Genomic DNA, 23,395 nt, shown 5'->3' on the forward strand with positions numbered 1-23,395 from the left:
CCAGCCGTTCGGACGCTACGTCGCCCGGTAGACGTCGCCGCGGGGTTCGTAGATGTCGCCTTTCATCTTGAGTTTCTCCAGTTGGTCGTTGACCGTCTTCTCGTCCATGTTCAACTCGGCGTTGGCGCGTTCGACGACTTCGTCGTGTGGCGCGCCCTCCTCGTACTCTTCTTGCATCGTGCGGATGAGTTCGAGCAGGTTCTTGATACGGTCGCGCTGGGTCTTCGACCGGCCCGTCTCGACGATGTCGGCGTCGAACTCGCCAGTTTCGGGGTCCATCCCGATGTCGCGCAGACACGACTCGACGATGTTGGTGACGCGTTCGGCGTCCTCCTGTGTCACCTTGTCAGAGAGACGAACGCGGGCCGATGCCTCCGAGAGACGGACGAGTGCTTCCAGTTTCCGGGCCGTCACAGGGACGGGGGCGTCTTCGTCGGCACCGCGGGCACGGAAGTCGACGTAGAAGTCGCGGATGACCTTCTTCGCTTCGTCGGTCATCGTCGGGTAACAGGTCCGCTTGGAGTACGCGATGTACTTGCGAAGCAGTTCAGCGTCGATGTCGGGTGCGACTTCGTCGGTGACCGCGTTCACCTGTGCTTCGGTGAACTCGGAGTTCGCGACGTGCGTTCGCTGGGTGTTCAACTCGCCAGCGTAGTTCGTCTTGAGGATGTGGTCGGCGAGTTCGGAGTCCGAATCGGGGTCCGGGTTGTCCGTGACCGTGAAGATGAGGTCGAATCGGGAGATGAGCGCGGGTTCGAGGTCGATTTGCTCGCCGATTGGTTCGTACTGGTCGAAGCGACCGTACTTCGGGTTGGCCGCGCCGAGGAGCGAACACCGCGACTTGAGCGTCGCGTTGATACCGGCTTTGGAGACCGAAATCTGCTGTTGTTCGAGGCCCTCGTGCATCGCAGAGCGGTCTTCCGGGCGCATCTTGTCCAGTTCGTCCACCGCCGCGATACCCTTGTCTGCGAGGACGAGCGCACCAGCTTCGAGCGTCCACTGCTGACCGTCACCGAAGTCGTCGCGGACAGCGGCGGCCGTCAAACCAGCTGAGGACGAACCCTTACCGGACGTGTAGACCGACCGCGGCGCGATGTTCCGGATGTACTGGAGCATCTGCGACTTACCGGTACCGGGGTCACCGATGAGGAGCATGTGCAGGTCGCCGCGAATCCGAGAGCCATCGGGGAGGTGTTTCGTGACGCCCGAGAACAACTGGAGAATCATAGCGAGTTTCTCCTGGTCGTAGCCGTAGATGGCCGGCGCCACGGAGTCGATCATCCGTTCGTAGATGTTCGGCGAGTTCGAGAGTTCGATGATTTCGGCGACGTCCTCGTCGGTGATGTCCATGTCCTCGAACTCCTCGTCTTCGATGGCGAGCGAGATGCCCTCCATGTAGTAGTCGAAGATGGGCGTCTTCTCGTTGCCCGACGACTGCTGTTCGATGTGGAGGATACCGACAGCGGTCACGTGGTCGCCGGCGGTGACCTTCCCGGTGATGTCGTCGAAGAGGTTGATGTCGATACTCTGTGGCGTCTCGCCCCCGCGCAGGCCTTCGGGGGACTCTTGGACGCGCAGTTTCTGTGAGTCGACGAAGTTCGACTGGTCGAAGTCGATGTGGAACGGCCCCTGACGTTCACATCCTTGACACTCGTGTGGTTCTTGGAAGCCACCGTCGCCCTGCGGGATGTAACTCATCGTCCCACAGCGCTGGCACTCGAACGCCGCCTCCGTAATCTTCGGGCGGACGTCCGTCGCCTTCCGGACGATTCCTTGGACGGCGATGAGGGTGCCGATGTGGTCGTCGTTGACCCGGATGTTGCGGATGTCGACCGTCTCCGGGAGGTTCTGCATCCGGACGTGTGCTTGACCGAGTTTGACGTCCGCAGGCAGGTCGAACAGGCGAAGAGCCTCTTCGGCGTACTCCTGGTACTGCCCGGGTTTCGTGATATAGTCGTCCGCGAGTTCGGCGTCGAACGTGTACAGGTCGTCGTAGTCGATGTACAGCGAACGCTTCTCTTTCGGGTACTGCTGTGCGAGTTTCCCGATCTCCTCTCGGTAGTAGTTCCGGTAGAACTGGATGAACCGTTCCGTGAGTTCTCGATTCTGCGGGGCCTGCGCCATCGGACAGAGGTATGACCCCTATCGGTTAAGAACCTTCGTCGTTCGGAGAGTATCAACTGTCAGTTGGACGTGCATCGACGGCGCCGAGACAGCCACGTTATGTCCTATGCGAACATATATCAAGGTAGTTCTCGCGTCGTCGAGGAGGCCTCGGACGGGGTGAAGAACGACACAGTGGTGGACTAGTATGAAATTCATCGTTCGGCTCACACACTCGCCGGACAACTGCTGGGCGAGACCAGAGAATCAAGAGAAAGCGACCGAGTTCCAACAGAGACTCGAAAACGTCGACGAAGAACTCGGCGTCACCGTTCATAGCGCGTTCGTCGCACCGAACGAACACACGTTCTACCTCGTCCTCGACGCAGAGTCGTTCGAGGGCGTAGTCGGACTGCTCGGGCCGCCGGTCCTCGAAGACCACGAAGCCGACATCACTCCCGTCATGTCGATCGTCGGCGCCATGGACGTAATCGGCATAGAATGAGCATGACAGCGGTGCGCGCAGAACAGAGTCAGTCACACGAACTGGCCGTGTGATCTATTTTGTGGCCTATCGAGACTCGCAATTCGTGACAGGGATGGCGTGCTGAACACAACGTGCGTATTCGGTACCCGATATCGGACCTTCCGAGAGAAGCTCACCGACGTTCCATAGCGAGGTACAGCACCAGTATGGCACCCAGATACAGCACCATCCCTCCGACGACACCCCACGTCAGGACGTTCGATGTGTCGAAGTTATCCCACACTCTGACGACACCGACCAGTACCAGCGAGAACCCAAGCAGCTGACTCTGGACCAGTATCCGGGCACCGCTCCAGCGCTCGTCGAGGACGACAGCCCCGTTCACGACACCGAAGAGCGCGAACCACCCCGCCAAGATTCGAGCCGTCAACGGGGAGACTGTCCACGGCCAGACACCGACCATCAGTTCGGGGGCGACGAACAGGGCGACGGCACTGACTGTGACGACGAGCCCGAAGATGCCACCGAGAACGCGGACACCTCGGGGAAGAGTGGCGTCACCGACCGTCGGTTCGCCAGTATCGGTCCGGCGGTTGAGCACCCAAACAGCGGGAACGAGTAGCGGAGTTACTGCGTAGAGAACGACCCAGAGGAAGAACGTGACGTGACTGTGGTTGAAATTTTCCCAGTGGAGCACAGTGGCGATTGCCATGAACCACGTGAACGTGGTGATGCCGAGGAAGACTGGAGCGACAGTGTGCCACTTGTCGACGGTCGAAACTCGATAGAAGAAATACACGCCTGCCCCGTAGCCAGCACCCATGATGATGGGCGTCATCTCGGGACGTATCGTCCACGCGAAGAGCTCAGTGGTCCGCGTTGGAAGTCCGAAAAGGACCAGAAACGCCGCAGCCAGAAACGGGATGATGATGCGTGCAACCCATCGGGTAATCGGAAGAACCCTGTCGTCTCGGACAGAGGCGTCCATTCCACGACGAACTGCCACTTTCCACTCACTCACACTCATTTTCTGCTACGTTTCGCATCCAGTTGGCCAGTGAGACACAGACCGTGGGTCGGTCCCAAGAACGAAGGAGTACGCAGAATCGAATCCAACCACGAAGAGGACCCAACGAGTCTCGCACTCCTCTCGTCTGGGTTCATCAACACTAGGACGTCACCGAGGAGCATAACCTCGCTACGTTCCTCGCGCTGTGCGTCGGGTACTGTTGAGAGCTATCTTCGACGGGTCACCGAACCGAAGACACTCAGAGAGAGACGTCCGTCTCGATGTCCTCTGTCGCCTCGCGTAGCCCATCGTTTCGAGCGTCTTCGGCCATGCGCTGCGAGAGGTCGTCGTCGGTGAGCAGTTCCGCGAAGTCGTCGCGGAAGCGATAGTTCTCTCGCGTCGAGCGGATGTCCGCCGCCGCGACGGGGCGGAACTCGCTGACGACCTCGACCGGAACGTCGAGTTTCGCGGCGATTTCCTCGTCGGCAGCGCCGTCGACGAGGAGTTTGTCGAGGCGGTCCATGTCGAACGGTGCGTCACGGTCAGTGTCGCGGACGAGGTGGAGGTCCAGTCGGGCCGTCCGAATCGCCTCGGGTGCGACGTCGAGTTCGACCGCGAGGTCCTCGTCGGTGTCGCCGTCGAAGTACCCGACGACGAGGGAGACGAGCGCGTCGTCTCCGAGGTCGGTCTCGAACTCGTAGCGTTCGCGCATCGTCGCCACGAGGTCGTGAACACGTGCACGCACCTCTTCGGGGTCGTCGACGTCGGCGAGCGACCCACGCGACTCGGACTGCCGTTCGGTCACGGTGTCAGCCCCAGTCGTCTCGATGAAGATGTCGCGGAGTTCGGCGGTCTTCTCGTCCATATCGCATACAGGCACTGCCAGCGTCTTTAATGATGCTGAGGCGACCGACCGTCCCCAGCCGTGAGGGCGGCTTTCGACGACTGGGAAAGTTCGATGACTGCGAAAACGTCGTGGTTCGACCACGCAGACCGCAGGACGACACGGAGACGATTCCACCCGAACAACCTCGTAAACCGGTAACTTCAATGGAGTTTACGAGACAGTGAACCCCATGGCAACAGACCACGAGTCGGTCGAACTCGTCGGCGACGAGCTCGTCGGCAACGTCGCCCGGGCCGCCCTCTTTGCGGCCCTCATGGGCGCCAGCGCGTACGTATCGTTCCCGAACCCGCTCTCACCAATCCCGGTGACACTGCAGGTGCTCGTCGTCTTCCTCGCCGGAATCTTCCTCGGCCCCGTCTGGGGCGGCGCATCGATGGTCCTCTACCTCGTCGCCGGGGCGCTCGGTGCACCCGTCTTCGCCGGCGGGTCTGCCGGGTTCGGTGCACTCGTCGGCCCGACTGCAGGCTACCTCTGGTCGTACCCCATCGCCGCCGCAGTCGTCGGCCTAATCGTCCACGGCGGCCTCGAACTCGGTTCTCACCGCGTCAGCACTGTCCGTCTCGTGGGTGCCATGGTCGCCGGAACCGCCGTCATCTACACGCTCGGCGTGGTTGGCTTCGCGTACGTCCAGAACGTCGGCCTCGGCGTCGCCTTCTGGACCGCTGCAGCGGCGTTCATCCCCGCAGAAGCGTTCAAGATTGCCGCTGCAGTCGGCATCGTCCGCTCGGACGCCATCGCAGCAGAGTGACCGTGACCACCAACTCAGACCGATGATTCGCGTCGACGGACTCGTCCATCGCTACGGCGACACGGTTGCACTCGACGGTATCGACCTCACCATCGACGACGGCGAATGTGTCGTCCTCGCGGGAGCGAACGGGTCAGGAAAAACATCGCTCGTTCGCCACTTCAACGGCCTCCTCGAACCCGACGAAGGTACGGTATCGGTCAACGGCCACGCTGTCTCCGAGAATCTCGTCGCCGCGCGAACCGCCGTGTCGATGGTGTTCCAACATCCAGAAGACCAACTCGTCGCGGCGACTGTGGGCGCCGACGTGGCGTTCGGCCCGGAGAACCTCGGCCTCTCGCGTGACGAAATCGACCGCCGTGTCCACGACTCGCTCGCCGCAGTCAACCTCGATGGTCGCGAATCCGAGCGTGTCGATGCGCTGTCCGGCGGCGAAGTCGAGCGCCTCGCCATCGCAGGTGCACTGGCGATGGAACCGGACCACCTCGTCCTTGACGAACCGTTCACCGGCCTCGACGAACCCTCCCGGCAGTCGGTCCTCGCGCGACTCCGCGAACTTCGCGCGTCTGGAACCAGCCTCGTCGTCGTCACCCACGACTTGCGTGACGTGACCACGCTCGCCGACCGAGTCGTCGTCCTCGCTGGTGGTCGTGTCGCCCTCGACGACACACCCGAAGCGGCCGCAGACCGACTCCCGTCTCTCGGTGTTCGCCCGCCGTGCTGACCTACGAACCCGGAGATTCGTTCGCCCATCGACTGGACCCTCGGTCGAAACTCGCCGTGCAGATTTCGTTCGCGGCGGCAGGTCTCGCACACACGACACCAGTCGGACTCGCAGTTCTCGGGGTCGTCGCCGGGGTCAGTCTCCGTGCGTCGAACACGTCTCCGCGAGCGGCACTGTACGCGCTCCGCTATGCGATTCCGTTTCTCGTCGCCGCCCCAGTGATCGAGGCAGTTCGTCTCGGTGCGCCGTGGTTCGACCCCGCTGCAGCGGTGGCACCGGCCCTCGCAAGCATCCGCGTGCTGCTCGTCTTCCTCGTCGCTGCAGCGTACGTCAGGACGACGTCCATCCGCGAGTCTCGGGCGGCGATTCAACGACTCGTCCCCGGCCGAGTCGGTGTCACGCTCGGCATCGGTGTCGCGCTCGTCTTTCGGTTTCTCCCACTGGTTCGGCGCGACCTCCTCCGCGTCCGTGAAGCACAGGCGGCCCGTCTCGGCGAGAATCGGCGACTGGACGAACGACTCTCGCTCGTCGCAGCGGGAGGCCTTCGCCGGGCGTTCGCGCGAGCAGATTCTCTCGCCCTCGCCCTCCGTGCCCGCTGTTTCGCGTGGAATCCGACGCTTCCCGTCCTTCGGTTCTCTCGACGCGACGTGCCTGCACTCGGACTCGCGTTCGCCCTGCTCGTCAGCGCCTTCGTGTAGGGTCTCGGCACTGCTGTGGAGGTGGATAACCTCACTGCCGAAACGACACCAAAACGGACAGGCTATCGACGTGAAACTAGACGACGGTGGTAAGATTTAACATCTGGTTCTTCGGTGATTGATTATGGTATTTGCGGCCCAGGCGGAGGTCACCCGGGAGACCTTTTGGACTATTAGCCCGGTTGGTGAGGCCCTGTTTTACGGCCTCGCCGTCATCGCCTCCCTCGTGTTCCTCTACGGGGTGTACGACCGGTTCGCCCGCTACGCACGCGGCGAGTCGGACCCATTCGACCGACTGTCCGACCTCCCGGGACGGATTGTTCGTGCGACGAAACTGGTGTTCTCCAACGAGAACCAGTTCAAACGAGACCTGTACGCTGGTGTGATGCACTCGTTCATCATGTGGGGCTTCCTGACGCTCCTCATCGGGACGACCATCCTCGCCATCGACATCGACATCTGGCGGCGCGTGACTGGGAGTTCGTTCTTCGTCGGCGACTTCTACCTCTCGTACTCCTTCGTCATGGACCTCATGGGACTCCTGTTCGTCGTCGGCGTCGGCATGGCGCTCTGGCGGCGCTACGGCGTCCGGCACCCACGTCTGTGGGGGAAGCACACCGGCTTCGAGGACGCCGCGTTCGTCTGGACGCTCTTCTTACTCGGCGTCGGCGGCTACGTCCTCGAAGCCATCCGCATCGTCGGCACCGACTTCCCCGACTTCGAGACGGTGAGTTTCGTCGGCTACTTCGTCGCCCTCGTCTTCGACGCTGCGGGCATGAGTCAGGCCCTCGCCGAGACGCTCTACTGGTTCGGCTGGTGGTCGCACGCCATCCTCGCACTGGCGTTCGTCGCTGCCGTCCCGTACGCGAAACCGCTGCACATGCTCACCTCGTTCGCCAACATCGTCACCGCCGACGAGAAGGCTGGCAAGCGCCTCCCGAAGGTGCCCGCCGACGCCGCCCCGGACGAGATTGGCTACGTCTCCGAAGACGACTTTTCGTGGAAGGCGATGCTCGACTTCGACGCCTGTACGAAGTGTGGCCGCTGCTCCGACGCCTGTCCGGCGAAGGCGTCCGGTCGTAACCTCGACCCGCGTGACGTCATCTTAGACCTGAAGACGTACCGCGATTCGCTGGCCGACGGCGGCGAATCTATCGACATCGTCGCCGACGGTGGCACCTCGGTCATCGCCAGCGAGTCGATGGAGTCGTGTATGGCGTGTATGGCCTGCATGGACGCCTGCCCGGTCGATATCGAGCACCTGACGCACTTCACCCACATGAACCGCCGTCTCACCGAGACGGGCCAGCAGCAAGAACCCGTCCAAGAGGCGATGATGAACATCTTCTCGAACGGCAACGCCTTCGGCGACCCACAACGCAAGCGCCCCGACTGGACCGACGACCTCGACTTCGAGGTGCCCGACGCCCGCGAGGAGTCTGTCGAGTTCCTCTGGTACGTCGGTGACTACCCGTCGTACGACGAGCGCAACCGCGCCGTCGCCCGGTCGATGGCCCGTATCTTCGAGGAAGCGGGCGTCTCCTACGGCATCCTCTACGAGGACGAACAGCACGACGGCAACGACGTGCGCCGCGTCGGCGAAGAGGGCCTCTACGAGATGCTCGTCGAGGACAACGTGGCCGCGATGGCCGACTGCGACTTCGAGAAAATCGTCTGTACAGACCCCCACTCGTACAACACGTTCATGAACGAGTATCCGGAGATGGACGAGTCGTTCGACTACCCCGTCTTCCACTACACGCAACTCGTCGAAGAACTCGTCAACGGCGGCCGTCTCGGCCTCTCGGGAAGCGAACTCTCGGCGCAGACGGTCACCTACCACGACCCGTGTCACCTCGGCCGATACAACGGCGAGTACGAAGCACCGCGCGAAGTCATCCGCGCAACCGGTGTCTCGCTCGCTGAGATGCCACGCAACCGCGACGAGTCCTTCTGTTGCGGCGGTGGCGGTGGCGGCCTCTGGTTAGACCAGGAAGAAGAGTCGAAGCCATCGGAAGAACGCCTCCGTGAGGCGCTCGAAGACACCGAGGCTGGAAACACGGTCGAGCGCTTCGTCGTCGCCTGTCCGATGTGTGCGACGATGTACGAAGACGGCCGCAAGACCGGCGACTACGAAGACGACATCGACATCGTCGATATCTCGGAACTCATCGTCGAAGCACTCGACACGAAGGCCGGTGCAGTTGGGTCCGGGACGACGCCCGCGTCGGCCGACTGAGCAGTCTTTCTTTTCGTTCGTTTCAGCAGCGCTTCCAAGCGGTCGCTCTCGGCAGTACTGCGTGAGTCGTCAGCAAAAAGACAGTCGAGATGCGTAGTCGGAACTGAATCGCCTCGAAAACCGTGCAGCGGAGCGTTATTCGCGGTCGTACTCTTTCTTGAAGCCACGGAACTCGGTCCGGTGGGCTTCTTCGTCGGCGAGGATGGTCACCGCGAGGTCTTCGGTGACGGGGTCGTTCGCTTCCTCGGCGGCGGTGATGAGCGAGCGGTACGTCTGGATTGCGTCCTCTTCGGCCGTGAGGACGCCGTTGATGACCGAGAGCACGTCCGTGCTATCTTCCGGCGGTTGGAGGTCGTGCTGACGCGCTTCGAAGTCACCAGAGCCCGGCGGTTTCTCGTCGAGTTGTTTCAGGCGGTTCCCGAGTTGCTCGGCGTGCGTGAGTTCTTCTTGGATGTCGACCTTGAGAGACTCCTTGATTTCCTCGGCCCGAACGCCATCGAGGACGATGGAGTTCGTCATGTAGTTCATCACCGTCTCGAGCTCGTCCTGATAGGCGCGCTTCAACAGCGCAGTTACGTCCTCAGACATGGCACCCCAGTATTGACGCGCTGACAACAAATAGCTGTTCGCCGACGGGAGGTCCTCCGGGACCCAAAGAAGGAAACGTGTCGAGAAGGCCGCCGTACGGACTCGAAGTTCGGATGTTCAGTCGTCGTATTCGACCAGTTCGACCACGTACCCATCGGGGTCTTTGACGAACGCGGCGGTGGCGTTCGCGGGGTCGATGTACTGTGGTGGTTTCACTACGTCGGGGTGTTCGGCTTCGAGCAGTTCCTCGAAGACGCGTTCGACGTCGTCGACTTCGAGCGCGATGTGGTCGAGTCCCGCCGGTTCGACCCGTGCCGTCGACGTTGGGTCGTACTTGAGTTGGAGTTCCATGTCGGTGTCGTCGCTGCCGATGTAGACGTTCTTCACGCCACCGAGTTCGAACTCGGCTGTCTGTTCGAGGCCGAGTTCGGCGTAGAAGTCGAGCGTCGATTCGAGGTCAGAGACGATGAGTGCGGTGTGGATGAGACCCATGGCCGAGTTCACGTAGGCGGGCGGGATAAAATCAGACCTCGGCGTCAGAAATCAGCGGGAGTCTCAGGCTTGCCGGGAGGCGTCGACGTCGATGGCGTCGACCGGGCAGATATCGACACAGAGCATACAGTCGATACACTGGTCTTCGTTCGTCGGTTCGACCTTCACTTCACTCACGGGGTGGTCTGGCGTGTCGACCCACGTGAACACGTCGACGGGGCAGTTTTCGAGACACGCGCCGTCTGCGAGACAGATGTCGTAGTCGACGGCGACGTGGGTGCCGTGGATGCCGAGTTTCTCCGGCGGTTCGACGGGGCCCCAGACGGCAACCCCATTCTCTTCGCCAACCTTCTCGCGGTTCGTGTCGAAGTTCGGGTCGATAGCCATTTGCAGTGGTCTTCGCCGGGTATCGTACTAAAATGTCCGCATCGGCGGTCGAAAACTACTGGACGAGAACGGGATTGAGACGCCGAACTGGTCAGAAACAAGTTGGCACCACTCCCACAGCGAAAGTGAGACACCGTTCGGTAACACGTTCGGTCGTGGAGTCGAAGCGATGGAGGGTGGCACTACACCTGTGCGGCCTCGATGTGGTCGAGGATATGCGAGATGTAGTGTTGGTCTCGTGTCGGGGCGGTTCCCCGATAGGCACGAAGTGCGTCTACAAGATAGTCGAGTTCGGCGCTGTCGAAGTCTTCGTCGCCCGTTTCGACCCGTGCGAGCAGGCCGGGGGCTGGTTTCGGGTCTTCGTCTGCGTCAACCGCCCGCTCGATCGCTTCGAGCAAGGCGGCGTGAACAACCCACGACTCTTCACGAGAGAGGTCGAGCGCCGCGGGACGGTCCTGGGCCGATGTAGTCATTGTGGGGCCTCTACCGTATCCTATGAGTCCGCAAATATAAATGTATGTGTACTGTTGTCACAGACCACGCACGACTCCGAAAGCGCCGGGGGCGCTCACTCTCAGTCGTTATTCGAACGCTTCGATTCCCGTCAAGTCAGCACCGATGACGAGCGTGTGGATGTCGTCGGTTCCTTCGTAGGTGTACACTGTCTCGATGTTCTCCATGTGGCGCATCGGCGAGTAGTCGGTGGTGATACCGTTTCCACCGAGCACTTCACGGGCGGTCCGTGTCACATCGCGCGCGACGCGGACGTTGTGCCGCTTCGCCATCGACACGTGCTGGTGTCGGAGGTCACCGCGCTCTTTGAGTTCGGCGAGGCGGTGCGCCTGCAGTTGGGCGTTCGTAATCTGCGTCGCCATCTCGGCGAACTTGCCCTGCTGGAGCTGGAATCGTGCGATTGGGCCGCCGAACTGCTCGCGGTCTTTCGCGTACTGAAGCGCATCTTCGAAGGCGTCGCGGGCCGCCCCGACGACACCCCACGAGATACCGAATCGGGCCTGCGTGAGACACGACAGTGGGCCTTTCATCCCTTCGACACCGGGGAGTACGTCGTCTTCGGAGACCCACACGTCGTCGAGGCCGATTTCACCCGTCACCGACGCTCGCATGGAGAGTTTGTCCTCGATCTTGTTCGTCGTCACGCCGTCGAGGTCCGTCTCGACGAGGAACCCACGAACTGGTGACCCGTCGGCAGACACATCACGCGCCCAGACGACGGCCACGTCCGCGATGGGGGAGTTCGTAATCCACGTCTTCGACCCGTTGAGGACGTAGCCATCGGCGTCCTTCTCTGCGCGTGTCTCCATCCCCGCTGGATTCGACCCGTGTTGCGGTTCGGTCAGTCCGAAACAACCGACGGCCTCACCGTTCCCGAGTGCTGGAAGCCATCGCTCTTTCTGCTCGTCGGACCCGTAGGCGTGGATTGGGTAGATGACGAGCGACCCCTGCACGCTCGCCATCGACCGGAGCCCAGAGTCGCCTGCTTCGAGTTCCTGCATCAAGAGGCCGTAGGCACGCTCACCGAGTCCGGGGAGCCCATAGCCCTCGAGGTTGGGTGCGTAGAAGCCGAGCTCACCCATCTTCGGGATGAGGTCCATCGGGAACGTCCCCTGTTCGAAGTGGTCGCCGATGTCGGGCTTCACCTTCTCTTCGACGAACCGTCGAGCCTCGTCGCGGACGAGTTTCTCTTCCCCAGTCAGGTCCGCTTCCAATTCCAGATAATCGAGCATGACAGATGGTCCGACTGGGGCGGTCAAAAGCGATTCGCTCCTGTGGTACGTGGTGGCACGGGAGTGGCGGGGACCTGCTGCAAGAATCGGAAGACGAGTCGCAGACAGTAGAAGAGTAGGAAGTGGAAGAGTAGGAAGTGGAAGAGTAGGGAGTCGAAAAGCAGGAAGTGGAAGATTAGGCCGCAGGTTCGACCGAGTTAGCCCGAACCCGAGTCACGTAGGCGACGAAGTTGTCGAACAGGCGCTTCGCCTTGCAGGCGGCGTCGTAGTTTTCGGGGGTGATACCGTCGAGGACACCCTGAATCTGCTCGTCCGGGAGGAAGTCCTTCGAGCGCGCGATTTTTTCGGCCGTCTTGGTGTCGTACTCGGGGTGGAACTGTACGCCAAAGGCGTGGGTGCGGCGGAAGGCGTGGACGCCAAACTCGTTCTCCGCGAGGAGTTCGGCACCCGGCGGAAGGTCGGCTACGACGTCGCCGTGCGACGTGAACACGGTGAATTGCTCGTCGAGTCCGGCGAGCAAGTCGTCAGCGCCGTCGTCGGTGGTTCGGTCGATGTGGCTGTATCCTAACTCGAAGTCGCCCATATCTTCGACCGTTCCGCCGAGTGCTTCGGCGACCACCTGGTGGCCGAAACAGACGCCGAGAAGCGGAATGTCGCGTTCGTCGGCCTCAGACACGTACGAGACGAGGTTCTGTATCCACGCCTCGTCCCAGTAGACGGACGACGACGACCCGGTGATGACGACGCCGTCGTAGTCGAAGTGGTCGGGAAGGTGGCCGTCGGTCACGTCGAACTCCACGAGGTCGGCATCCAGTTCGCGCCTGAAGTTACGGCGCGTGTTCTCGTCGCCGTGTGAGGCGTCCAAGAAGGCAAATCGCGGTCTAGTCATTGGGATGAGACAGTAGATGAAAGATGAAAGAAGTTGCGTCCGGGACGGCATCTGCCGGCGCCCATGACGGACGGGTCACCGCGCCGACCCTGACCGCGAGAGCAGCTAGTCGTCGAGTGATTCGAGGAAGCCGATGAGAGCGTCGTTGACCACTCGTGACTGCTCGACGGTGACGAGGTGTCGAGCACCGTCGAACGACTCGAAGGAGCCTCGTGGCAGTCCGTCTGCGAGCGAGCGAGCAGCTTCGACCGGCCAGACCGGGTCGTCGGTGCCGTGGAGGACGAGCGTCGGCACCGTCACCTCGTAGAGCGGTCCACTCTCGTAGTCCGCGATAGCGGCGGTTTGTGCCGCCCACGCGTCGGGGGCGGCGTCTTCCATGCCGCGCCACTCGACGATTTGCTCGACGACGGCGGGTTGTTCGGCGCGGAACTCGTCGGAGAGCGCCGGCGCGAGCGACTCGCGGAGCGCCGCCGGGTCGTCTGGCGCGCCGTACAGTGGTTCAGGGTCGATACCGGTGCCCGACCCAGCGGTTCCGACGAGCGTGAGACTCCGCACGCGCGAGGTCGCTTGGGCGGCCTCCAACCCGACCATCCCACCGAGACCGAGCCCGACGACGTGGGCCTTTCGGACCCCCGCGTCTCGGAGAACGGCTTCGAGGTCGGAGACGAGCATTTCGACCGAATACGGACCCGAGGGGGCGTCAGACTGGCCGGTCCCGCGCACGTCCATTACGAGACTCTCGTACGGTCCTGCGACCGCAGCGTGCTGCCACCCCCACTGCCATCCGCCGTATCCCGCATCACCGACGAAGACGACGGTCTCACCGTCGCCGTCAGAGTCGTAGTGAAGTTCGACACCGTCAGTCGTCGCCGTAGGCATACCCGCAGGTCGACTGGCGACGGACTTAGGCGTGACCGTCTGGCGGCCGAGGGAGGTGCGGAAATCGACGGCGACCCGCTATCGGGCACTCACCGTCCACTCCCCATCGTCGCCTCGGCGGGCGACGGCGTCGAACAACGACGCGAGTGTGTGGACCGTCTTGTCGTCCTGCGTCAGCGGGTCGAGGAAGAACACACCGTGGCCATCCGAGTTGGCGATGCGTGTCGTCAGCGCGTGCAGGAACCGGTATATCGCCTGCATACCGGCGTACTGGAAGAGAATCGTGAGCGAGTTGAGGACGACGACGGGTGTGACTGCGTCTGCGCCGTCGTCCCACCGGGCGAGGTGTTCCGTGGCCTTCATCCCGAGTCCAGTCAGGTCCGACGGCGACGTGACCTGTTCGATGGCATCCGCACCGACGGCGTCCGGGTCGCGCGTCTCTGTCGTGACGACGACGAGTTCCGCCGGTCGAAAGCCGAGTCGGCGTTCCCATCGGTCGCGGTCACCCGTGCTTCGTGGCGAGAAGTCCAACGCGAGGAGTGGCAACCCCGACACACCCGTGAGGCCGAACCGAAGTGGCGAGATATCACTGTCGAGAATCAACACCGACCGGGCCGTCTCGTCGTCCAGCGATATCCCCTCGGAACCCATGGACCAACGTTCTGACTGTTCGACACTTAGTTGTACGCATTAGGGGAATTCTGGCGAAATTACCCGCAAAACCGCCCGAGAAACCGCGATGACTCACTTCCAAGGTGAGCGTCTCGTACACCAGACGAGTCAAAAAATCAATCGTGAGAACCAGCGTTGGTCGTTCGTCAGGCGTTCAGGACGTTTTTGAGGACGTCGGACGCCTCGTCGAGGACGTCGTCGAGGGCGTCGACGTTCGGGCCGCCACCCTGTGCGAAGTCCGCCGGGCCGCCGCCGCCGCCGCCGACCTTCTGTGCGAGTTGGCCGACGACCTGTCCGGCGTTGATGCCGACGCCGTCTGGGACGCCGACGACGAACTGGGCGCTCCCGCCAGCGGCAGAGCCGAGGACGGCGACCTTGCCTTCTTCGACGAGGGCGTTGGCCGTGGCACGGAGTTCGTCTGCGTCACTGTCGAGTCGCTGAATCACGGCTGGCGTGCCGTCGATGTCGACTTCGTCGGCACCCGACGCGGCGCGAACCTCGGCGAGTTCGGTCTTCAGACGGTCGATGGTCTTGCCGCGTTCTTTCCACTCGGTGAAGAAGCGCTCGGCAGTCTCCGGGACGTCTTCGGGGTTCACGTCGAGGACGTCGGAGGCCTCGTAGAGCGCGTCTTCGGTGCGCTGGGTGGCCTCGATGGCCGCGTCACCAGCGGCGAAGACGACACGCTCGACGCCGTCTTGCACTGGCTCGGTGTTCAGCACCTTGATGGCGCCGATGTCACCGGTTCGCTTGACGTGGGTTCCACCACACGCCTGCACGTCGCTGCCGACGTGGATGAGGCGAATCTTCTCACCCGGCGGGATGCCACCCTGATAGAGGTCGAAGCCGTACTTGTTCTCGGCGTCGTTGCGGTCGGGCCACTCCTGTTTGACCGGGATGTTGCGCATCACGAGTTCGTTGGCGATGCGCTCGATCTGCTTGACCTCCTCGCGGGTGATGCGCTCGTAGTGCGTCACGTCGAGGCGCGAGCGGTCGACGCCCTTCGAGGCACCGGCCTGCCGGATGTGGTCGCCGAGGACCGTTCGGATGGCGTGGCCGATGACGTGGGTCGCCGTGTGATGTCGCATGAGGCGGCGACGGCGCTCGACGTCGAGTTGGCCGCGGACGAACTCGCCCTTTCCGGGGTCGTCGTCGGTGCGGTGGAGCACCACGTCGCCTTCAATCTGGACGTCGGTCACTTCGACCGTCGTGTCGTCCGTCGAGAGCGACCCGTGGTCGGCGGGTTGGCCACCGCCTTCGGGGTAGAACATCGTCTGGTCTAACACGACGTCGTAGCCGTCCTCACGCTCGAACACGTCGAGGACGACGGCTTCGAACTCCGTGCGCTCCTGGTCGTCGTAGTAGAGTTTGTCCGTCGCGGGCAGGTCACCGAGGCGCTCGTCCTGTTCGGACGTGACCGTCTCGGCGTCTGCTTGCTCGTGTCGGTCCGCGACGAGCGAGTAGAAGTCGTCGGGGATGTCGAGCGTCGCACCGCGTTCCTCGGCAATCTCCTGAACCATGTCGGGTTGGATGCCGTGGGAGTCGTACAGTTCGATGAGTTCGTCGACCGGGATGGGTTCGCCCTTCTCGGCGTAGTCGTCGGCGAGTTGCTGGACTCTGCGCGACCCGCGTTCGAGCGTCTTGCGGTACTTGCGCTCTTCGCTGCGGACGATGTCGCGGATGGTGTCGCGGTTCTGGTAGTCGAGGCGCTCGGCCTGCATGTCCACGAGTTCGTCGAGCGGTGCGTCTACGCCGAGGTTGTCGACGAGACGCTTGGTCCGCCGAAGCACCATGCGGGCGAGGTAGCCCGTCCCGACGTTCGAGGGGACGATACCGTCACCGAACATGTACGCGAGCGTCCGGCAGTGGTCGGCGATGGCGTAGATGTCTTCGAGCGGGCGAAGCAGGTCGGTCAACTCGTCGGCGTCGACGTCGAGTTCGCCGGCGACTTCGGCGCGCGCGGTGGCGAGGTCGTCGATTTCGTCGATGTCGAGGTGACCCGAGAGCATCGCCGCGCGGTGGATGAGTTGTTCTTCTTCCTCGGAGTGCTCGATACCAGCGTTCTCCTTGAGGAAGTCGATCATGTCGGGGTAGACGGCCTCGTAGACCGTCGGCGTCCCCTGTGAGACCCACGTCCACCGTTCGAGGCCGTAGCCCGTGTCCACGATGTACGTGTCCATCGGCGAGTAGGTGTTGCCGTCTTTGAGTTCGTACTCGCCGTCGGGGTCCTGCTTCATCGACATGAAGACGAGGGTCGCGAGTTCGGCACCGCGGTAGAGAACCTCGAAGGCGGGACCGGCGTTGCCGCCACCGACCCACGGGTCTTCGATGTAGGTGATTTCCGAGATGTCGGCACCGAGCGATTCGAAGAACTCGTCGCAGAGACGGACGGTGTTGTCCTTCCAGTAGACTTCGCCCGAGTAGGCGTACTCGTCGCCGACCTCTTCGCGCGCGTTGAACGCGTGGTGCGCCATCATCTCGAACGCCATCGTGTGGCGCCCGGTCTTGCCCACGTTGTCGATGTCCTGCATGCGGATACAGGGCTGCGAAATGGTCAGTGGGTTCGCCGGTGGCGGCGTCTCGCCGGACGTGACGAGTGGCTGGAAGTCGTAGATAGACGCCTGCGTCAAGAGCACGTCGTCACGCCAGCGGTTCGCGGCGACCGGGTAGGGGTCGATTCGCTCGTGGTCATGTTCTTCGAAGAACGAGAGGAACTTCTCTCGCATCTCTTCGAGGGTGTACTCCTCGTCGAAACCGGGGTTGTCGATGAACGTGTAGTCGTCCGCCGGGGGTTCGCCACACGTCTCTCTGTCTGGGTCTCGTGTCCAGAAGTACACGCCCGTGACGGGGCACTGCTTCCGGTAGAAGCCCTCCTCCTCGAAATAGTCGAGGCGGTACTCCTCTTCGAGTTCACTCATTGCCAAAGTCTGGTCTACCGTCGGGTAAAACAGTTCCGGGAAATAGCCGCAGACGCCCGATTCCAGGCAATACCGCCCACACGGCCCGTGTCGTTCATTTCCCTCCGTGCCAATAGGACAGTATGGAACTCGCATCGGTCCGCCGTCGACCTGCTATCGAACTACTCGCGTGGGTCGTCCTCGCGCAACTCGCGGGTGCAATCGGGAGCGTGTTCACCGTCACCGCGCTCGACTCGTGGTACGGGACACTCGTCCGCCCGTGGTTCGCACCACCGAATTGGGTCTTCGGCCCGGTGTGGGTGACGCTGTTTGCCCTGATGGGCGTCGCCGCATTCCTCGTCTCACGGAGCGACAACCCGCGCAGACGCCGCGCACTCGCGGTGTTCGTCGGCCAACTCGTGGTCAACGTCTCGTGGTCGTTCGCCTTCTTCGGACTCGAGTCGCCAGCGGCCGGCCTCGCCGTCATCGTCGTTCTCCTCGCGGCAATCGTCGCGACGATGCGCGAGTTCGCGCTCGTCGACTGGCGCGCCGCCGCCCTCCTCGTCCCGTATCTCGCGTGGGTCTCGTTCGCGACCGTCCTCAACTATGGCTTCTGGTCACTCAACTGAGCGCCGGAATGCAATCCGGCGGCCGTCTGTCGATTCTTGTGAGTAGAGAACATGCCGCAACGGTTATATTTCTCGTATCCGTCGGGAAAACAGAAACTCGTGCACGCGACTGAACGAACGGTCGTCGTAGACGTGGACTCTGACTGCGACATCGATATCGACCTCGACCTCGGTACTGCGGTTCGAGTCACATCGACGAGTGACGAGTCGGTGTCTTCCGACCCCGACTGTGTCGTCGTCTCCGAGTCGAGCGCCACCGTCTCCGACCGCGTGCCAACCGTCTTGTACACCGACGAGGACCCAACAGACGTCGATTCTCCCGAACGGTTCGACGCCTACGTGCCTCGTGGTGACCTCGATGCCCTCGAAGCACAGATTCGGTGGGTACTTTCACGACACACGACCGACGCACCCTCCGGCCGAGACCGACTCAAACGGCTCTACGAAGGGACGACGACCCTCATCACCGCAGAGACGGTCGACGAGTTGTACGACCGCGCGATCGACCTCGCAGAACACATCCTCGAATTCGACAACACGTCGCTGTTGATTCACGAAGACGACGGGTTCTACATCCGCGCGAACGACCGCGGGATGGAAGGAACCGGTCCGATTCCGACCGACACGGGGATTCTGGGGCGAACCTACCGAACACAGCGGTCCCACCTCGTCGACGACGTTCGCGACCACCCGACGGCCCAACCCGAAGACCCGGCGTATCGGTCGGTCGTGAGCGTTCCGTTGGGAGAGACCGGCGTATTTCAGGCGATTTCGAACGAAGTCGGCGCCTACGACCAGACCGACCTCCGACTGGCGGAACTCCTCGTCTCGTACGTCTCGGAGACCCGAGCACGAATCGAGACGGAGACTGCGATGCGGCACAGTCGGGAGCAAATCGAGCGACTCCATCACGGCGCAACCGAGTTGGCCGCGGCGACGAGTCTCGCAGAGTTGTTCGAGCGAACCGTCGAAATTACCGACGACATCCTCGATTTCCACCTGAGTTACATCGGCGTCGTCGAAGGTGACGAAATTATCCCGACGGCAATCTCCTCTGACGCACCCGAAGACGGGGCCGAACGTGTCTCGATAGAAGACGGAGGGACCGCCGCGAAGACGTACCAAACTGGCGAAACACAACTCGTCTCGGACATCGCCAGCGACGCCGACGCAAAGCCAGTCAAACGGACGTATCGCTCGGGGCTGAGCGTTCCAATCGACGACATCGCCGTGTTTCAGGCCGCGTCGTACGTCCCGAACGCGTTCGACGAGACAGACGTCGAGTTGACCGAGCTGCTCATGGCACACGTCGCCGTCACCGCCGACCGAATTTCGGCAGAGACCAACCTCCGTGAAGAGCGTGACCGGTCGAGCGCCCTCTTCTCACACGTCTCCGACGCGGCAGTCGCCTACGACGTCGAAGACGGGTGTGTCACCGTCCGCGACGTGAATCTCGCGTTCGAAGAAATCTTCGGCTACGACGCAGACGACGTGGTCGGAACCGACCTCCTCGGCAGCATCGTCCCCCCAGAATCTGACTCGGATACTGACGACGCCGATGCCGACGGTGACGAAGACCTGCCAGAACTGTGCGTCGCCACGGGAGAGCGATACCGCGGCGAAGTTCGCCGCTGCACGGGCGACGGAGTCCGTGAGTTCATCTTGAACGTCGTTCCGCTGTCACCCGGCGAAGAGCGCGGGTCTGGGTACGCAATCTACACGGACATCACCGAGCGGAAGGTGCGTGAAGACGAGTTGAAACGACAGAACGAGCGACTCGAAGAGTTCTCGAACATCGTGAGTCACGACCTCCGAAATCCGCTGAGCATCGCGCACGGGAACCTCGAACTCGCCCGCGAGACGGGTGCAGACGAACGGTTCGACACGGCAGCAGCAGCACTCGAACAGATGGAGGCACTCATCGACGACCTGCTCTCGCTCGCTCGCCGGGGGCAACTCGTCGACGAGACGAAACCAGTCAACCTCGAAAGCGTCGCCAGACGCGCGTGGACGACGACCGAAACCGCCGATGCGACGTTGACCACGCCAGAAAACGTCGTGTTGGACGCCGACAAAGATAGACTCGGAGAGTTACTCGCCAACCTCTTCCGGAACGCCGTCGAACACGGCGGCGAGGGCGTCCACGTCGACGTCGGTGGCATCGACGGCGGATTCTACGTCCAAGACGACGGCCCCGGTATCGAACCGGACCGCCGCGACGACGTGTTCGAACCCGGTGAGACGACTGGTGACGACGGAATCGGCTACGGACTCGCAATCGTGGAATCCATCGCCGACGCCCACGGCTGGTCAGCTATCGTGACATCCGGCACAGAAGGCGGTGCACGGTTCGAGTTCCGAGGGTAACTGCACCCGGATACACTCGGTCGGACGCGAAAACTCGGTGTTGCTCGAAACGCTCGGTGTCGCTTAGTTTTGCGAGAGTGCGAGCGACGCGAGGAGCGCTTCGAGTTGGACCTGTTCGTTCGCTCCTTCTGAGATGCGGTAGTCGGCTTCGCCGATGCGTTCCATGAGGCGGACGGCCGCACGCTCGTCGAGGTCGAAGTCCCAGACCGAACGGTGGAGTTGGTCGATGATGTCGCCGCCGGCCATGCCGGTGTCGACGATGAGCGTCTCCAGTTTCTTGCGCGCAGTGGTGAACTCGCCGTCGATGGCCGCCCGGACCATCTCTTCGATGTCTTCGGGTCGGGCAGTCGAGGTAATCATGTAGACTGCCTCTTCGTCAACGACTTCGCCCGTCGTCGCGGCGGCCTGCAGCGAGTTGATGGCGCGGCGCATGTCACCGCCGGCGGCGTAGACGAGTGCGTCGAGCCCGTCTTCGGTGAGTTCGATGCCCTCTGCCTCGGCGATGTCTCGCGTCTGGTCGGCAATCGCGTCGTCACCGAGCGGTGAGAAGCGGAACACCGCACAGCGGGACTGGATGGGGTCGATAATCTTCGAGGAGTAGTTACACGAGAGGATGAAGCGCGTGTTGTCGGAGAACTGCTCCATCGTTCGGCGGAGCGCCGACTGCGCGTCGTTGGTCAGCGAGTCGGCCTCGTCGAGGAAGATGATACGGTAGTCGTGGCCACCGAACGACGACCGGGCGAAGTTCTTGATTCGGTCGCGGACCACGTCGATACCGCGTTGGTCGGATGCGTTCAGTTCGAGGAAGTTGCCGCGCCAGTCGTCGCCGTAGATAGCGCGGGCGATTGCCGTCGCAGAGGTGGTCTTCCCGACGCCCGCCGGTCCCGCGAAGAGCAGGTGCGGCAGGTCGTCGCGCTCGATGTAACTGCGCAGTCGCTCGACGATCTCCTCCTGCCCGTAGACGTCGTCGAGGGTCTGCGGTCGGTACTTCTCGATCCAGATTTCGCGACCCGCCGGGGTGTCGCCCGACTCCGCGGCCTCGCTCATATCCACTTCACAGACGGCCGCGCACATAAAGCGTCCGAGACGGTAGTGGCGTGAGACGGTGCGCGTCAAAAACAGGGCCGGTCGCAGACCGATACTGCGTCTGGTCAGGGCAGGTTGGCGATGAGGTCACGGTAGTCTGCTTCTGGCCACGCCTTGAGGGTCTCTCCCGAGATGTTCCCCGACTGGCCGAGTCGAAGCAGCAGTTTCGCTGCGGCGTCGTCGTCTGGCATCTCTATGACTGTGACGACGTCGTATTGGCCCATCGTGAGGTAAAATCCCTTCAGTTCACCACCTAACGACTCTATGAGGTCCATGGCAGCGTCGAGGCGGTCTGGACTGCCCTCGATGTTCTCGATTCCTTGCTGGGTGTAGTTCCACAGGGTGATGTAGGTCGGCATAGTCGTGGTGTCGAGCGACACCTGACAGCGTATTCGTCAGGCATTGGTTTAATAATTGACATATTCCGAGATTCGAGAACGTAACATACGACAGAACTCACAAGCCGACGGACTGAAACCCGCTGCCTCCCCACGCCAGAGCATGGACGTGACCGTCGAAGTCGTCGGCGAGGAGACCCACGAGGTCACTGTCGGTGACGATGGAACCTACGCAGACCTCGTGAAAGCAGTGGACCTCAGTCCACACGAGGTGTCCGTCCTCGTCGACGGCCGCCCCGTCCCCGAGGACCAACCAGTCGAAGTCGACCGGGTGAAGGTACTCCGCCTCATCAAAGGCGGGCGCGACTGACCGAACACATCGTGGCAACCTCGGGCGCATCGTCGCCAACTCGACAGGAGCGTCAGCAACTCGACTGACGACGACTGTTTTCGGTGTTTGGTAGCGGAACCGCACTTCCGGGAGACGATTATACCAGACGTTCTCGACTTCTTGAACGTGTCCGCTACCACGAACGCACTCGACTTCGAACTGCCTAACGTCGCCGCCGGTCCGGAGACGCTCTCACCTGCCGCACTCGACGCCGATTTCCTGGTGTTGTTGCTCCAGCGAGACTACTACTGCAAAGTCTGTCGTCGGCAGGTTCAGTCGGTCAAGCGACGCTACGACGAGTTCGAAGCGCGTGACACCGAAGTCGTCTCTGTCCTTCCCGACCCGCCGGAACGCGCCCACAAGTGGCAACAGAGCTACGACCTTCCCTTCCCACTGCTCGCCGACCCCGGTGCGGAAGTCGGCGACGAGTTCGACCAACCAACGCGGTTCGGTGCCCTCGGGAAACTCCACGACATGGTCGGCCGGATGCCCGAAGCAGTCCTCGTCGACCTCCGCGAGGACGACCCAGACGTCGTCTACACCCACCGCGGGTCGAACCCGAAAGACCGTCCCGAACTCGACGACTTGTTGGACCGTATCGACCGACTGGCCGCGTAACCGCGCACTCTTTGAACGGCGCACGCTCCGCCGGACCTTTCACTGCTCGATGCCCACGGACACTGATGAGTGGCGTCGTCGTCCGCGAGGGCACCCCAGACGAGTTGGTCGCTGTCATGCGTATCCTCGACGCTGGACTCCTCGAAATGGAAGCTAGCGACGTGCGCGACCGACTGGAGACGGGCGATTGCCTCGTCGCCGAGGTATCGGGCCGCATCGCCGGAGCACTCGTCCTCGACGGCGACTACATCGAAGCCGTGGCCGTCTCGCAGAGCCGGCGCGGACGGGGAATCGGAACCACACTCGTGGAGGCCGCGCTAACTCGGCAGGGCCGCCTCGTCGCCGACTTCGACGGAGGCGTTCGCCCGTTCTACGAGTCACTCGGGTTCACCATCGAACCCCGAGAAGACGACCGATTCCGTGGCGTGCTCGACAGGACGGGTGAGCAAAGTTAACAACCGACATGCGTATATCGTCTGGACTGTTATGCTTACAGAGCCAAGCC

The 23,395-nt window shown here is 62.4% G+C and carries 24 protein-coding genes; 10 read left to right on the forward strand and 14 right to left on the reverse strand.

The genetic code is table 11. From position 1 onward, the window contains the following. Positions 1 to 15 precede the first annotated feature (15 nt). Positions 16 to 2,124 carry a minichromosome maintenance protein MCM gene (locus GJR98_RS02390; RefSeq protein WP_151135099.1) on the reverse strand — a complete coding sequence of 703 codons (2,109 nt, stop codon included), beginning with the start codon at positions 2,122 to 2,124 and terminating at the stop codon, positions 16 to 18. Between the two features lie 187 nt (positions 2,125 to 2,311). Here GJR98_RS02390 and GJR98_RS02395 point away from each other — a divergent pair, with 187 nt between their 5' ends. Next, positions 2,312 to 2,608, forward strand: a complete 297-nt coding sequence (locus GJR98_RS02395; RefSeq protein ID WP_151135101.1) for a DUF3303 family protein — start codon at positions 2,312 to 2,314, stop codon at positions 2,606 to 2,608. 154 nt (positions 2,609 to 2,762) lie between these two features. Here the strand turns inward: GJR98_RS02395 and GJR98_RS02400 are convergent, their stop codons facing one another. Together GJR98_RS02400 and GJR98_RS02405 are read right to left on the reverse strand one after the other, a co-directional pair. Continuing rightward, on the reverse strand, positions 2,763 to 3,578 hold the full coding sequence (locus tag GJR98_RS02400; RefSeq protein ID WP_151135103.1) for a hypothetical protein: 816 nt from the start codon (positions 3,576 to 3,578) through the stop codon (positions 2,763 to 2,765). A 280-nt stretch (positions 3,579 to 3,858) separates the two neighbouring features. Then, the gene (locus tag GJR98_RS02405; protein ID WP_151135105.1) at positions 3,859 to 4,464 is read right to left on the reverse strand and encodes a conditioned medium-induced protein 4; all 606 of its coding nucleotides are present in this window, start codon (positions 4,462 to 4,464) and stop codon (positions 3,859 to 3,861) included. A 211-nt stretch (positions 4,465 to 4,675) separates the two neighbouring features. Between GJR98_RS02405 and GJR98_RS02410 the strand changes: the two genes are divergently transcribed. The 4 genes from GJR98_RS02410 (at position 4,676) to GJR98_RS02425 (ending at position 8,915) form a co-directional block, all read left to right on the forward strand. Beyond that, positions 4,676 to 5,254 (forward strand): biotin transporter BioY, encoded by a 579-nt coding sequence (locus GJR98_RS02410; protein ID WP_151135107.1) that lies wholly within the window; start codon positions 4,676 to 4,678, stop codon positions 5,252 to 5,254. Between the two features lie 22 nt (positions 5,255 to 5,276). Further along, the gene (locus tag GJR98_RS02415; RefSeq protein ID WP_151135110.1) at positions 5,277 to 5,978 is read left to right on the forward strand and encodes an energy-coupling factor ABC transporter ATP-binding protein; all 702 of its coding nucleotides are present in this window, start codon (positions 5,277 to 5,279) and stop codon (positions 5,976 to 5,978) included. Beyond that, the gene (locus GJR98_RS02420; RefSeq protein ID WP_151135112.1) at positions 5,972 to 6,676 is read left to right on the forward strand and encodes an energy-coupling factor transporter transmembrane component T family protein; all 705 of its coding nucleotides are present in this window, start codon (positions 5,972 to 5,974) and stop codon (positions 6,674 to 6,676) included. The genes GJR98_RS02415 and GJR98_RS02420 overlap by 7 nt, the downstream gene beginning before the upstream one ends. 124 nt (positions 6,677 to 6,800) lie before the next feature. Next, entirely contained in the window at positions 6,801 to 8,915 is a 2,115-nt protein-coding gene (locus GJR98_RS02425; RefSeq protein ID WP_151135114.1) for a heterodisulfide reductase-related iron-sulfur binding cluster, read from the forward strand. Positions 8,916 to 9,050: 135 nt separating this feature from the next. Here the strand turns inward: GJR98_RS02425 and GJR98_RS02430 are convergent, their stop codons facing one another. The 9 genes from GJR98_RS02430 to alaS form a co-directional block, all read right to left on the reverse strand. After that, positions 9,051 to 9,503 carry a ferritin-like domain-containing protein gene (locus GJR98_RS02430; RefSeq protein ID WP_151135116.1) on the reverse strand — a complete coding sequence of 151 codons (453 nt, stop codon included), beginning with the start codon at positions 9,501 to 9,503 and terminating at the stop codon, positions 9,051 to 9,053. 117 nt (positions 9,504 to 9,620) lie between these two features. Beyond that, positions 9,621 to 9,995, reverse strand: a complete 375-nt coding sequence (locus GJR98_RS02435) for a VOC family protein (protein ID WP_151135118.1) — start codon at positions 9,993 to 9,995, stop codon at positions 9,621 to 9,623. 63 nt (positions 9,996 to 10,058) lie between these two features. After that, complete coding sequence (locus GJR98_RS02440) at positions 10,059 to 10,382, reverse strand: 4Fe-4S dicluster domain-containing protein (RefSeq protein ID WP_151135120.1); 324 nt, start codon at positions 10,380 to 10,382, stop codon at positions 10,059 to 10,061. Positions 10,383 to 10,564: 182 nt separating this feature from the next. Beyond that, complete coding sequence (locus GJR98_RS02445; RefSeq protein ID WP_151135122.1) at positions 10,565 to 10,855, reverse strand: DUF7853 family protein; 291 nt, start codon at positions 10,853 to 10,855, stop codon at positions 10,565 to 10,567. Positions 10,856 to 10,963: 108 nt separating this feature from the next. Continuing rightward, entirely contained in the window at positions 10,964 to 12,127 is a 1,164-nt protein-coding gene (locus tag GJR98_RS02450; protein WP_151135124.1) for an acyl-CoA dehydrogenase family protein, read from the reverse strand. A gap of 175 nt (positions 12,128 to 12,302) precedes the next feature. Then, positions 12,303 to 13,016 carry a type 1 glutamine amidotransferase gene (locus GJR98_RS02455; protein ID WP_151135126.1) on the reverse strand — a complete coding sequence of 238 codons (714 nt, stop codon included), beginning with the start codon at positions 13,014 to 13,016 and terminating at the stop codon, positions 12,303 to 12,305. A 105-nt stretch (positions 13,017 to 13,121) separates the two neighbouring features. Beyond that, a complete protein-coding gene (locus tag GJR98_RS02460; protein ID WP_151135128.1) occupies positions 13,122 to 13,895 on the reverse strand; it encodes an alpha/beta fold hydrolase in 774 nt (257 codons plus the stop codon). Positions 13,896 to 13,973: 78 nt separating this feature from the next. After that, a complete protein-coding gene (locus tag GJR98_RS02465) occupies positions 13,974 to 14,546 on the reverse strand; it encodes a DUF7504 family protein (protein ID WP_151135130.1) in 573 nt (190 codons plus the stop codon). Between the two features lie 167 nt (positions 14,547 to 14,713). Next, positions 14,714 to 17,482: an alanine--tRNA ligase gene (gene alaS / locus GJR98_RS02470; RefSeq protein WP_151135133.1), complete on the reverse strand. Its 2,769-nt coding sequence runs from the start codon at positions 17,480 to 17,482 to the stop codon at positions 14,714 to 14,716. Between the two features lie 122 nt (positions 17,483 to 17,604). Between alaS and GJR98_RS02475 the strand changes: the two genes are divergently transcribed. Then, positions 17,605 to 18,090, forward strand: coding sequence for a TspO/MBR family protein (locus tag GJR98_RS02475; protein ID WP_151135135.1), 486 nt, complete (start codon positions 17,605 to 17,607; stop codon positions 18,088 to 18,090). A 132-nt stretch (positions 18,091 to 18,222) separates the two neighbouring features. After that, complete coding sequence (locus GJR98_RS02480; protein WP_394350809.1) at positions 18,223 to 20,457, forward strand: GAF domain-containing protein; 2,235 nt, start codon at positions 18,223 to 18,225, stop codon at positions 20,455 to 20,457. Positions 20,458 to 20,520: 63 nt separating this feature from the next. On the opposite strand, the gene GJR98_RS02485 is transcribed toward GJR98_RS02480, so the two are convergent. Both GJR98_RS02485 and GJR98_RS02490 read right to left on the reverse strand, forming a co-directional pair. Beyond that, a complete protein-coding gene (locus GJR98_RS02485; RefSeq protein ID WP_151135140.1) occupies positions 20,521 to 21,504 on the reverse strand; it encodes a replication factor C small subunit in 984 nt (327 codons plus the stop codon). 104 nt (positions 21,505 to 21,608) lie between these two features. Continuing rightward, positions 21,609 to 21,923, reverse strand: a complete 315-nt coding sequence (locus GJR98_RS02490; RefSeq protein ID WP_225316353.1) for a GYD domain-containing protein — start codon at positions 21,921 to 21,923, stop codon at positions 21,609 to 21,611. Between the two features lie 121 nt (positions 21,924 to 22,044). Between GJR98_RS02490 and samp2 the strand changes: the two genes are divergently transcribed. From samp2 to GJR98_RS02505, 3 genes are all read left to right on the forward strand, one after another. Beyond that, entirely contained in the window at positions 22,045 to 22,251 is a 207-nt protein-coding gene (gene samp2, locus GJR98_RS02495) for a ubiquitin-like small modifier protein SAMP2 (protein WP_151135142.1), read from the forward strand. A 147-nt stretch (positions 22,252 to 22,398) separates the two neighbouring features. Next, on the forward strand, positions 22,399 to 22,890 hold the full coding sequence (locus GJR98_RS02500; protein ID WP_151135144.1) for a peroxiredoxin family protein: 492 nt from the start codon (positions 22,399 to 22,401) through the stop codon (positions 22,888 to 22,890). 65 nt (positions 22,891 to 22,955) lie between these two features. Then, positions 22,956 to 23,345, forward strand: a complete 390-nt coding sequence (locus GJR98_RS02505) for a GNAT family N-acetyltransferase (protein ID WP_151135146.1) — start codon at positions 22,956 to 22,958, stop codon at positions 23,343 to 23,345. Positions 23,346 to 23,395: the final 50 nt, after the last annotated feature.

It is taken from the genome of Haloferax marinisediminis, assembly GCF_009674585.1.
Classification (GTDB): Archaea; Halobacteriota; Halobacteria; order Halobacteriales; family Haloferacaceae; genus Haloferax; species Haloferax marinisediminis.